This is a genomic window from Saccharothrix coeruleofusca, from assembly GCF_017876325.1.
Classification (GTDB): Bacteria; Actinomycetota; Actinomycetes; order Mycobacteriales; family Pseudonocardiaceae; genus Actinosynnema; species Actinosynnema coeruleofuscum.
Window position 1 is genome coordinate 1712354 of sequence record NZ_JAGINV010000001.1, and the last position, 11439, is coordinate 1723792.

The 11439-nt window shown below is 75.9% G+C and carries 7 protein-coding genes; 4 read left to right on the plus strand and 3 right to left on the minus strand.

Annotated features, from left to right (window positions below; translation table 11 throughout):
- Positions 1-151: 151 nt before the first annotated feature.
- Positions 152-2767 carry a sensor histidine kinase gene (locus JOF41_RS08075; RefSeq protein WP_209617438.1) on the plus strand — a complete coding sequence of 872 codons (2616 nt, stop codon included), beginning with the start codon at positions 152-154 and terminating at the stop codon, positions 2765-2767.
- Positions 2768-2828: 61 nt separating this feature from the next.
- Here the strand turns inward: JOF41_RS08075 and JOF41_RS08080 are convergent, their stop codons facing one another.
- Positions 2829-3800: a helix-turn-helix transcriptional regulator gene (locus tag JOF41_RS08080; RefSeq protein WP_189226635.1), complete on the minus strand. Its 972-nt coding sequence runs from the start codon at positions 3798-3800 to the stop codon at positions 2829-2831.
- Between the two features lie 130 nt (positions 3801-3930).
- Between JOF41_RS08080 and JOF41_RS08085 the strand changes: the two genes are divergently transcribed.
- From JOF41_RS08085 to JOF41_RS08095, 3 genes are read left to right on the plus strand one after another with little or no spacing between them, the layout of a single operon-like run.
- The gene (locus JOF41_RS08085) at positions 3931-4344 is read left to right on the plus strand and encodes a DUF1761 domain-containing protein (RefSeq protein ID WP_209617441.1); all 414 of its coding nucleotides are present in this window, start codon (positions 3931-3933) and stop codon (positions 4342-4344) included.
- 44 nt (positions 4345-4388) lie between these two features.
- The gene (locus tag JOF41_RS08090) at positions 4389-5423 is read left to right on the plus strand and encodes an aldo/keto reductase (protein WP_189226637.1); all 1035 of its coding nucleotides are present in this window, start codon (positions 4389-4391) and stop codon (positions 5421-5423) included.
- A complete protein-coding gene (locus tag JOF41_RS08095) occupies positions 5420-6520 on the plus strand; it encodes a winged helix DNA-binding domain-containing protein (protein WP_209617444.1) in 1101 nt (366 codons plus the stop codon). Before JOF41_RS08090 ends, JOF41_RS08095 begins: the two co-directional genes overlap by 4 nt.
- Before the next feature lie 140 nt (positions 6521-6660).
- On the opposite strand, the gene mhpA is transcribed toward JOF41_RS08095, so the two are convergent.
- Together mhpA and JOF41_RS08105 are read right to left on the minus strand one after the other, a co-directional pair.
- Entirely contained in the window at positions 6661-8214 is a 1554-nt protein-coding gene (gene mhpA / locus JOF41_RS08100) for a bifunctional 3-(3-hydroxy-phenyl)propionate/3-hydroxycinnamic acid hydroxylase MhpA (RefSeq protein ID WP_209617447.1), read from the minus strand.
- A gap of 148 nt (positions 8215-8362) precedes the next feature.
- On the minus strand, positions 8363-11389 hold the full coding sequence (locus JOF41_RS08105; protein WP_209617449.1) for an ATP-binding protein: 3027 nt from the start codon (positions 11387-11389) through the stop codon (positions 8363-8365).
- Between the last annotated feature and the right edge of the window lie 50 nt (positions 11390-11439).

Consider the following 11439-nt stretch of genomic DNA (forward strand, 5'->3'; position numbering starts at 1 on the left):
CGCTGCTCCGCTGCTCCGCCGGAGTGAGCGCTCGGCGGCGAGCTCCCGGGCCGACCGCGTGCCGTCCACGACCACCACCGGTCCCGTCAACACCGCGTAAGTGTGCCCGTCGGGGGCGTCCGCGCCGTGCCGCCGAGCGCACACTGGGACCGTGGAAACCAGGCGCAGGCGCGGCGAACTCCGGATCTACCTCGGCGCGGCGCCCGGCGTTGGCAAGACCTTCGCCGTCCTCGGCGAAGCCCACCGCCGTCGGGAGCGCGGGGCCGACGTGGTGGTGGGCCTGGTGGAGGCGCACGGCCGGGAGAGGACCGCGGCGCTGGTGGAGGGCTTGGAGGTGCTGCCGCGCCGCCGGGTGCGCCACCGAGGTGTCGAGCTGACCGAGCTGGACGTCGAGGCCCTGCTGCTCCGCGCCCCCGAGGTGGCCGTGGTCGACGAGCTGGCGCACACCAACGCGCCCGGTTCGCGCAACGCCAAGCGCTGGCAGGACGTGGAGGAGCTGCTCAACGCCGGGATCGACGTGCTGTCCACGGTCAACGTGCAGCACCTGGAGTCGCTCAACGACGTGGTGGCGCGCATCACCGGCGTGCCGCAGCACGAGACCGTGCCCGACGAGGTGGTCCGCCGCGCCGAGCAGGTCGAGCTGGTCGACATCACCCCGGAGGCGCTGCGGCGCAGGCTGGCGCACGGCAACGTCTACGCGGCGCACCGGATCGACGCCGCGCTGGCCAACTACTTCCGGGTGGGCAACCTGACCGCGCTGCGCGAGCTGGCCCTGCTGTGGGTGGCCGACCAGGTCGACGTGGCGCTGCAGCGCTACCGCAGCGACCGGCGGATCACCGAGACCTGGGAGACCAGGGAGCGGGTGGTGGTGGCGGTCACCGGCGGCGCGGAGAGCGAGTCGCTGATCCGCCGCGCCCGCCGCATCGCGGTGCGCGCCGGGGCGGAGCTGCTGGTGGTGCACGTGCTGCGCGGCAACGGCTTGGCGGGCGCGCCGCCGCAGCGGGTGGCCGCCGCGCGCCGGGTCGCGGAGGACCTGGGGGCCACCTTCCACGCGGTGGTCGGCGACGACGTGCCGACCGCGCTGCTGGAGTTCGCCCGAGGGGTCAACGCCACCCAGCTGGTGCTGGGCACCTCGCGCCGGTCCCGGTTGGCGCGGGTGTTCGACGAGGGCATCGGCGCGGCGGTGATCCAGGCGTCCGGCTCGATCGACGTGCACATGGTCACCCACCCGGAGAGCCGCCGCGGCCTGCGGTGGCGGGTGGACCGCAGGCCGCTGCCCCGGTCGCGGCACCTGCTGGGCTGGGCGCTGGCGCTGCTGCTGCCCGCCGCGGTGACCGCGCTGGGCGTGCCGACGCCCGCGATCGGGTCCTCCGCCGAGCCGGTCGGGTTCCTCCTGGCCACCGTGGTGGTGGCGCTGGTCGGCGGCGTGGGACCGGCGCTGTCCACCGCGCTGCTGGGCGTGGCGCTGCTGGGTTTCTTCTTCACCCCGCCCCGGCACAGCCTGGCGGTGGCAGGCGCGCGGGACCTGGTCGCGCTGGTCCTGGCGGCGGCCACGGCGGTGCTGGTGGCGCTGGTGGTGGACCGGGCGGCCCGGCTGTCGGAGCGGGGCGCGCGGGCGCGCACCGAGGCCGCGCTGCTGGCCTCCTACGCCCGCACCGTGCTGACCAGCCCGTACCCGCTGGCGCGGCTGCTGGAGAAGGTGCGGGAGAACTTCGCCCTGGACTCGGTGGCGCTGCTGGAGCGCATCGACGGCGAGTGGCGGCGGGTGGCCTGCGTCGGACCCGAGCCGTGCGACGAGCCCGACGACGCCGACGTGGACGTGCCGGTCACCGCCGACGTGCACCTGGTGCTGCGCGGTCGCGCCCTGCCCGCGGGCGACCAGCGGGTCCTGGAAGCCGCCGCCGGGCAGGCGCTGCTCGCGCTGCGCCAGCAGCGGATGGCCGCGGAGACCGCCGAGGCGCGGCGGCGCGCGGAGACCACCGAGCTGCGCACGGCCCTGCTCTCCGCCGTCGGGCACGACCTGCGCACGCCGCTGACCTCGATCAAGGCCGCCGTGGGCAGCCTGCGCGATCCCGACCTGCGGCTGTCCGCGCGGGACACCGCCGAGCTGCTGGAGACCGCGGAGGTCTCGGCGGACCGGCTGGCCGGGTTGGTGGACAACCTGCTGGACTCCTCCCGCCTGGCCACCGGCGCGGTGGCGCCGCTGCTGCGCCCGCTGGGCTACGACGAGGCGGTGGCGCGGGCGCTGTCCGGGATCGACGAGCGGCACGCCCTGACGGTGGAGGTGGCCGAGCACCTGCCGCCCGTGCTGGCCGACGCCGGGCTGCTGGAGCGGGTGGTCGCCAACGTGGTCGACAACGCGCTGCGGCACGGCAGGCTCACCCCGCGGCGCGTGGTGGACGTGGACGGCGACGGCAGGATCGCCGAGGACGAGCCGGAGATCGCCATCCGGGCCAGCGCGCACGGCGACCAGGTCGAGCTGCGCGTGGTCGACCACGGGCCGGGCCTGCCCAAGAACACGGCCGACTCGGTGTTCGCGCCGTTCCAGCGCCTGGGGGACCGCGCGCCCGGTGTCGGGCTGGGGCTCAGCGTCGCCAAGGGGTTCACCGAGGCGATGGGCGGGACGATCCTGGCCGAGGACACCCCCGGCGGCGGGCTGACGGTGGTGATCTCGCTGCCGGTGGCGGTCCGGGAGCCCCCGCCTCGGCCCGGTCACACCCCCACCGCGCCCGCAAGTACCACCCGGGGGGCCCACGGGGGCCGGTAAGTACTACCCAGGCCACCGCGCCACGCCGCGCGACGTGCTCACGAACCGGGACAGCCCTGGGTCAGCCCGCCGCGGCCCTGGCGTAGCGGTGGGCCAAGCGGGCGAAGGCGTCCTTGAGCTCGGCCGGACCGACGACCTCGACGTCGGCGTCGAACCTGCCCAGCGCGGCGGCCAGACCGGTCCACGACCAGGAGCCCAGGACCAGTCGGCAGCGGTCCGGGCCCAACTCCTCGACGACGCCCTCGGAGGTGTGCCGGGAGACGGCGGCGGCGGGCAGGTCGAGGATCACCTCGCCCCGGCACGGCCAGTCGCCGGAGCCGTCCGAGCCCCGGAACCTGCTCGTGACGAAGGCGGCCACATCCCCTCCGGGCAGCTCGCGCGGCGTGAAGCGCGGTCCCGTCGGGGTGCGCGGGCTGATCCGGTCGGCGCGGAAGGTGCGCCAGTCGTCGCGGTCGAGGTCCCAGGCGACGAGGTACCAGCGCCCGCCTCTGGTGACGAGGTGGTGCGGTTCCACCCGACGCGGCGGAGTCAGCGCGTCGTCGCCGTCGTCCTCCGGGCGGCGGTAGTCGAAGCGCAGCACCTCGCGGGCGTGGACGGCGGCGCTGAGCGCCACGAGCACGCCGCTGTCGACCCGCGGTGCGGCGGACCGCTGCACGGGGGTGACCCGGAAGGTGTCGACGCGGCGGCGCAACCGGGCGGGCATGACCTGCCGGACGGTGTTCAGCGCCCGCGCCGCGGCCTCCTCGACGCCCGCGCCGCTGACGGCGGCGATCCGCAGCCCGACGACGAGCGCGACCGCCTGCTCGTCGTCGAACAGCAGCGGCGGCAGTTCCGCGCCCGCGCCGAGCCGGTACCCGCCGTCCGGCCCCTTGGTGGCCACGATGGGGTAGCCGAGTTCGCGCAGGCGGTCGACGTCGCGGCGCACGGTGCGCGGACTGATCTCCAGCCGTTCGGCCAGCAGCGCCCCCGGCCAGTCCCGGCGGGCCTGGAGCAGCGAGAGCAGCGAGAGCAACCGCGCTGAGGTCTTCTGCACGGTTCCATCCTGCCGGAGAAGAGGTCACAACCTGTCCGCTTCGGCTGCGATCGTGGCCACGTGCCGGACACCGCCCGAGCGGTCCACCCGGCGGCTCTTCCCGATGATCAGACGAAGGTGTGGAGAAAACGTGTTCGACGTTCTGGGCGATGTGAACTGGATCGGCGTCCTGGTCGGTTTCATCGCCTTCACCCTGCTGGGCGCGCTGTGGTTCGCCCTGCTGTTCGCCAGGGCCTACAACACCTCGCTGGGCCGCGACGCGGCGGCGCGGCCGGAGGGCTCGCCCCTGTTCTACTTCGGCCCCGCGCTGACCGCTCTGGTGGTGACCGCCACCAGCGGGGTCCTGATGGCCGCGCTGCGCGTCGAGTCCTACCCGGACGCCCTGCTGTTCGGCCTGATCGTCGGCGCGGGGTACCTGGTGGCGAACACCGTCAACATCGCCATCAACCCGAACTTCCCGCGGCCGCTGTTCTACTCGCTGATCTCCGGCGCCTACAACCTGCTCGGCAGCCTGCTGGTCAGCACCATCCTGGTGACGGTCTGAACCGCCGCCGGACCCGCGCGACAACCGAGAGGAACGGCACCGCCGTGAGGATGCGAGACCTGGGGCGCACCGGTATCCGGGTGAGCCCCTACTGCCTGGGCACCATGATGTTCGGCCAAGCGGGCAACCCCGACCCGCAGGACTGCGCCCGGATCGTCCACCGGGCGCTGGACGCGGGCATCAACTTCATCGACACCGCCGACGTGTACGGCCCTCACGGCCTGTCCGAGGAGATCCTGGGCGCCGCGCTCAAGGGCAGGCGCGACGACGTGGTGCTGGCCACCAAGTTCAACGGGTCGATGGGGGAGGACCCCAACCGCGGGGGCAGCTCGCGGCGCTGGGTGGTCACGGCGGTGGAGGACTCGCTGCGGCGCCTGGGGACCGACCACATCGACCTGTACCAGGTCCACCACCCCGATCCGCGCACCGACGTGGAGGAGACGCTGTCCGCGCTGACCGACCTGGTGCGCAGCGGCAAGGTGCGCGCCATCGGGTCGTCGAACCTGCCCGCCTCGGACATCGTCGAGGCGCAGTGGGTCGCCGAGCGGCGCGGGTTGCAGCGCTTCCGCACCGAGCAGCCCACGTACTCCATCCTCAACCGGGGCATCGAGCGCGAGGTCCTGCCCGTGTGCCAGCGCTACGGCATGGGGGTGCTGGTGTGGAGCCCGCTGTCGATGGGGCTGCTGACCGGCCGCTACCGCAAGGGCGGGCCCGAGCCGAGGAACGCGCGGATGCACTGGGTTCCCCGGCACATGACCGACGAGCGCAAGCTCGCCGCCGTGGAGGAGCTGATCCCGCTGGCCGACCAGGCCGGTCTGTCGCTGACCCACCTGGCGATGGCCTTCGCCGTAGCCCACCCCGGCGTCACCTCGGCCATCATCGGCCCGCGCACCCCGCAGCAGCTCGAAGACCTGCTGGCCGGTGCCGAGGTCACGCTGGACGACGAGCTGCTCGACCGGATCGACCGGGTCGTGGCGCCCGGCACCGACCTGGGCCCGCTGGACGTTTCCCACGTGCCGCCCGCCGTCGAGCACGCGGCGTTGCGCCGCAGGCCGGTCGCCGAGCGCGCTGCGGCATGACCGTGCTGGACACCCGCGCGCTCAACCGCGCGACGCTGGCCCGGCAGCTGCTGCTGGACCGCGCCGGGCTGCCGGTGCTCGACGCCGTGGCGCACCTGGGCGGTCTGCAGGCGCAGGAACCGCAGGAGCCGTTCGTCGGGCTGTGGTCGCGGCTGCGCGGGTTCGCCCCGGCCACCCTGGACGAGCTGCTCACCGGGCGGCGCGTGGTGCGCACCCACCTGATGCGCCGCACGATCCACCTGCTCACCGCCGAGGACGCCCTGGCGTGGCGGGCCCGCCACGACGCCATGCTGCGCCAGCGGGTGCTCGGGGTCTACCGCCGCGAGCTCGACGGGGTCGACCTCGACGAGCTCGCCGCGGCGGGCCGGGCGCTGCTGGCCGACGGCCAACCCCGCTCGATGGGCGAGCTGGGCCGGGCGCTGGCCGCGCGCTGGCCCGGCGCGGGGCCCCGTGCGCTGGGGGAGGTGGTGATCGCCGCGCTGGTGCCCGTGGTGCAACTGCCGCCGCGCGGGCTGTGGCGGGTCAAGGCGGGAGTGCGCAACGTGCCGCTGTCGTCCTGGTTGGGGCGCGAGGTCGACCCGCCCGACCCGGACGGCTCCGACGCGGTGGGGCGGGCGCTGGTGCGGCGCTACCTGGCCGCGTTCGGCCCCGCCGCCACGGCCGACCTGCGCGCCTGGTGCGGGTTGGCGGGCCTGCCCGCCGCGGTGGCCGCGGTGCGGGGCGAGCTGGTCGCCTTCCGCGACGAGCGCGGCCGGGAACTGCTGGACCTGCCCGACGCGCCGCGACCCGACTCGGACACCCCGGCCCCGGTGCGGTTCCTGCCCGCGTTCGACAACGCGATCCTGGGCTACCACGACCGCGACCGGATCATCGACCACGCCCACCGGGGGCTGTCGGTCGCCGGGGCCAGGGTCGTCCTGGTCGACGGCCGGGTCGCGGCGACCTGGGCGACCGAGGTGGACACCGTGGTGGTCACGCCGCTGCGCGGGTTCTCCCCGGCCGAGCACGCCGCCGTCGCCGAGGAGGGGCAGGAGCTGGCGTCGTTGCTGTCCGACGGCGACAGCCACCGCGTGCGGTTCGCCCAGCCCACCGGCTGACCCCAAGCGCCTGCAAGTACTACCCGCGCCCCACCACCGAGCGCATAACTACTACCCGTGCCGAGCACGTCCACGAGGCGGGTAGTAGTTACCTGCCCGCGCAAGCGCGTCGGGTAGTACTTGCAGGCGCCTGTGGGGGATCAGCACGGGTGACCGCTCATCGCCGCTTTCAGGGAACGGGTGAGCGCCTCGCCCGCCGTGGTGGCGTAGACGAACCGGTCCGGCCGCAGCACCGCGAGTTCCACGCGGTGGCGGGCGAACCACTCGGCCAGCGCGCCGTCGGCGTCCGCCACCTCGTCCCGGCGCGGGGTCACGCCCGGCGGCACGACCCGCAGGAACCGGGCGGGCGGCCCCTGCCACCGCGCCGCCGCGCGCGCGTCCACACCCGGCCCGATGACCGCGAACCCCGAACCGAGCACCTCGTCCAGCAGCACCGGCGTGGCCGAGCCCGCCACCACCACCCTGGGCTGCGGGAACATCGTCCCGACCGGGCCGCGCCGGACGCCGCCTGCCATCACCCCGCGTCGGTGCGCGGGCAGCGGCTTGAACTCGAAGTGCCGCACGAAGCGGCGCACTCGCGGCACCAGTTGCGCGGCGCGCAGCACCGAGTCGCGCAGGAACGCGGCGAAGCGGTTGCGCACCAGGAAGACCCGGCCCAGGCGCACGCTCGTGGCGGCCATCTCCTCGGTGTGCGGGCGGCGTTCGAGCTCGTAGCTGTCCAGCAGCGCGGGCTCCGCCCGGCCGCGCAGGACCAAGGCGAGCTTCCAGGTCAGGTTGGCCGCGTCGCGCAGGCCGCTGCACAGGCCCTGCCCCAGGAACGGCGGCATCTGGTGGGCGGCGTCGCCGAGCAGGAGCACCCGCCCGGCCCGCCAGCGCTCGGCGACCAGGTTGTGGAAGGTGTAGACCACGGCGCGGGTCACCGTGAAGCGGTCCGGGTCGACGTAGGGCGCGACCAGCTCGGCGACGGTCCCCGGTCGCGTCACCTCCTCCGCGCTCTCGCCGTCGCGCAGCATGAACTCCAGGCGGTAGGAGCCGAACGCGCCGGGGGAGACGAACGCGGGTCTGCGCCAGTCGCAGACGAACCGGGTCCGCCGCACCCGGACCGCGTCGGGGGCGGCGGTGCCCGAGATCGCCAGCCACGGCTCGGCGGAGGAGCCGCCCACGAGCGGAATACCGACCGCCGCCCTGGTCGCGCTGCGGGCGCCGTCGCAACCGAGCGCGTAGCGGGCGCGCACCCGACCGCGCTCGCCGGTGGCGACATCGCGCAGCACCGCGGTCACCGCGTCGTCGTCCTGCTCCAGGTCCACCAGTTCCACGCCGGTGCGCAGGGTGACGTGCGCGAAGCGGGCCAGGCCCACGCGCAGGGACGCCTCCAGCCGGGGCTGGTCGAAGAAGTGCAGGGGCCTGCCCCCGAGCCCGAAGTCGATCTCGTCCAGCGCGATGGTGGCGAAGGCGCGTCCCCGCGCGTTGACGTACTCGGCGGCGTCGGGCGGGTACATGTCGGCGGCCACCTCCTGCCGCAGCCCGGCCTGCTGGTACACGCGCAGCGCCTCGTCGTCGCAGGAGAAGGCGCGCGGCTGCTGGTGCGGCGCGGTTCCGCGCTCCACGACCAGCGTGCGCACGCCGTGCGTGCCGAGCAGGTTGGCGGTGAGCGCGCCGACCGGTCCGCAGCCGATGATGACGACGTCGTACATGGGGTTCCTCCGGGGTGCGACGGCTGTGACCACTTCACCCGGAGCCTGTGGAATCCCTGTTGAACCCCACCTCCACAACGCCCGCAAGTACTACCCGTGGGGTGTTCCAGGGCCGGTAACCACTACCCGTGTCGAGGTCGGGTGGTGGTTACCGGCCCTGTGGGGTGGGTCGGGTAGTACTTGCCGACGGGGGGAAGCGGGGGAGGAGGAGGTGGGCGCCTTGGGCGGCGGCGAGGCGGGCGCCCTCGCGCAGGTCCTCCGCGTCGCCCAGGGCCAGGCCGCGCACGCGGAGCAGTTCGGGGACCAGCACCCGCTCGCCCACCTCGTCGGCCACCGCCAAGCCCTCCTCGGCCAGCACCGCCGCCGCGCCCGCGTCCCCGGCGGCGAGGTGGGCCTCGGCCACGGCGGCGATGGTGATCGTGCGGGTCGAGCGCAGCCCCGGCCGGTAGATGGCCTCCCCGGCCTCCCGCATGGCCGCCAGCCGCGTCGCGTCACCGCCGCGCACGGCCGCCCACTCGGTCAGGAAGTCGCCCACGGTGACGAAGTGCGGCATGTTCTGCCGCGCCCCGATCTCCCGGCAGCGCGCGGCCGCCGCGCGGCCCGCGACCACGTCGTGCTCCTGCAGCGCCGCCCACGCGGCGAACAGCGCGGCGTTGGCCCGCCCGTACGGGTCGTCCACCCGCTCTGCGAGCGCCCGCGCGGCGGCGATGTCGGCGCGCGCCCCCACCGGATCTCCGCGCAGCGAGCGCACCAGGGCGCGGAAGTCGTGGACGGCCAGCGCGGGCGTGCGGCCGGTCTGCCCGCTGAGCAGCCTCGGGTCCAGGTCGCGCAGCCGGTCGACGGCGGCGCTGAGGTGCTCGTCGGCCTCGGCCAGCCTGCCGGTGAAGTAGCCGACCACGCCCAGCAGGTAGCGGCCCGCCGCGGCGATCACGCCGCTGTCGTCGGCCTCCAGCAGGCGGGTGGCCAGGTCCTCGGCGATGGCGTGCTCGGCGCGGTTGCAGGCCAGCTCGCCCAGCGTCCACAGGGCGGTGCGCACGTCGGCGTCCGGACCCACCACGGCGAGCAGGTCGCGGGCGCGGGCGCACACCCGGTCCACCGCGTCGCTGCCGATGCCCGCGGTGATCTGCAGCAGGGCCGTGCGGCGCAGCTGCACGGCCAGCTCGGCCTCGGCGGCGGCGGGCGAGGTGGCCGAGGTGAGCGCCAGCCGGGCGGCGGCCCGGTCGAGGTGGGCCATGGCGTCCTCGTAGGCCAGCCGCCGAGCGGCGTCCTCGGCCGCCCGCAGCGTCCAGCGCAGGTGGTCCTCGTCGCGCCCGAGGCCTGCGGCCTGGCCGTAGTGGTGGGCCAGCTCGGCCGGGCTGAGCCCGCCGGAGCGGGCGCAGGCGTCGGCCAGGCGGGCGTGCAGCGCGGCCCGTCGCGGCGGGGCCAGCTCGGCGTAGGCGACCTCGGCGAACAGCGGGTGGCGGAACCGCACCGCGCCCGGCCCGGCCCCGGTGACCAGGTCGGTGACCGCGAGCCGGGTGGCGTGCGGGCCCAGCAGGCGCAGGTCGAGTTCGCGGCCCGCGACGCTGAGCAGGTCCAGGCACTCGCGGGTGGGTTCGTCCAGCGCGTGCAGCCGCAGCCGGACGGCGTCGCGGACGCTGGGCGGCGGCTCGCCCTCGGGCGCGGCGAGCAGTTCGGTGATGAAGAACGGGTTGCCGCCGGTCCGGGTGACCAGCCGCCGGACCAGCTCGGCTGGTGCCGGTGCGCCGGTGCGCCCGCGCACCAGGTCGGCGACCGCCTCGGCGTCCAGCCCGGCGGGGCGCAGCTGGCGGAAGCCGGGCTGGCGGGCCAGGTCGGCCAGCGCGGCGACCAGCGCCGGGTCGCGCTCGTAGGGCCGCAGCGTGGCCACCACCAGCACCCGGCTGCCGTGCAGGGTGCTGGCCAGGTAGCGCAGCAGCAGCAGCGAGTCGGGGTCGGCGGCGTGCAGGTCGTCCAGCACGAGCACCAGCCCCGCCGGCTCGGCGACCGCGCGGACCAGCGCGGACACCGCCTCGTAGGTGCGGAACCGGGCCGCCGGGTCGAGGCCCCCGGTCGCGGGTTCGGCCGCGGGTTCGGCGGCGAAGCCCGCCAGCGCGGTGTCGGCACCCGCCCGACCGGCTTCCGGCCTGGTCACCAAGGCCCGCACGACCTGCGCCCACAGCCAGAACGGCGGCGCCTGCCCGACGTCGGGGCAGCGCCCCCACACCACCGGGGTGTCCCCGGCCGACTCCTCGACCGCGGTGGCCAGGCTGGTCTTGCCGATGCCCGCCTCGCCCACGACGGCCACCACGCGCCCGCCGTCGTGCCGGGCGGCGTCGAGCATCCCGGCCAGCAGGCCCACCTCGGCCTCCCGGCCGACCAGACGTGCGGCGGGGGCGGGTGCGGCCGGGGCGGGTGCGGCAGGCGGTGGGACGGCGTGGCCGAGCACCTGCCGGTGCAGCTCGCGCAGCCGCTCGCCGGGCTCGACCCCGTAGTCGGCCGCGAGCGCGCGGCGGCCCTCGTCGAACACCGCGAGGGCCTCGGTCTGCCGCCCCGCCCGGTACAGCGCGAGCATGAGCCGCTCGCGCGCGGCCTCCCGCTCCGGGTGGGCGGCGACGAACCGGCGCAGGTCGGGCAGCACGGCCAGGTGCCGCCCCGCCGCGACCGCCGAGGCACACCGGCCCTCCTCGGCGGCCAGCCGGGCCTCGGTCAGCCGCGCCAGGTCCGGCCGCACCGCCGCCAGCTCCAGCGGCAGGTCGCCGCGCCAGAGCGCGAGCGCCTCGGCGTAGCGGCGCTCGGCCGAGGCCGGGTCGGGGGTTGCCGCCGCGCCGTCGACGAGCTCGGTGAAGCGGACGGCGTCGATGCTCGCGGGCGGGACGCTCAGCTCGTACCCGCCCGCGTGCCCGCGCAGCAGCTCGCCCGCCGCACGAGGCCCGCGCCCCGGTTCCAGTGCCCGCCGCAACCCGGCGACGTAGCTGCGCAGGGTGACCCGCGCGCCCGAAGGAGGGTGGCCGTCCCACAGCGCGTCGACCAGCCAGTCCGCGCTGAGGAAGCGGTTGTGCCGCAACAGCAGCAGCGCCAGCAGGGCCCGCTGCTTCGGCCCGCCGACCGCGACCGGCTCGTCGTCGCGCAGCACCAGCAGCGGCCCCAGCAGCCCGAACCGCACCGCGTGCCCCATCGCGGACAGCGTACGTGCGCGGACCGGGGCGTCCGAGCCCCGATCCGCGC

What these genes read in the sequence shown, in the direction of transcription:
- JOF41_RS08095 (WP_209617444.1), top strand. Translation starts at nt 5,420, where the DNA reads ATGACCGTGCTGGACACCCGCGCGCTCAACCGCGCGACGCTGGCCCGG.
- mhpA (WP_209617447.1), bottom strand. Translation starts at nt 8,214, where the DNA reads ATGTACGACGTCGTCATCATCGGCTGCGGACCGGTCGGCGCGCTCACC.
- JOF41_RS08105 (WP_209617449.1), bottom strand. Translation starts at nt 11,389, where the DNA reads ATGGGGCACGCGGTGCGGTTCGGGCTGCTGGGGCCGCTGCTGGTGCTG.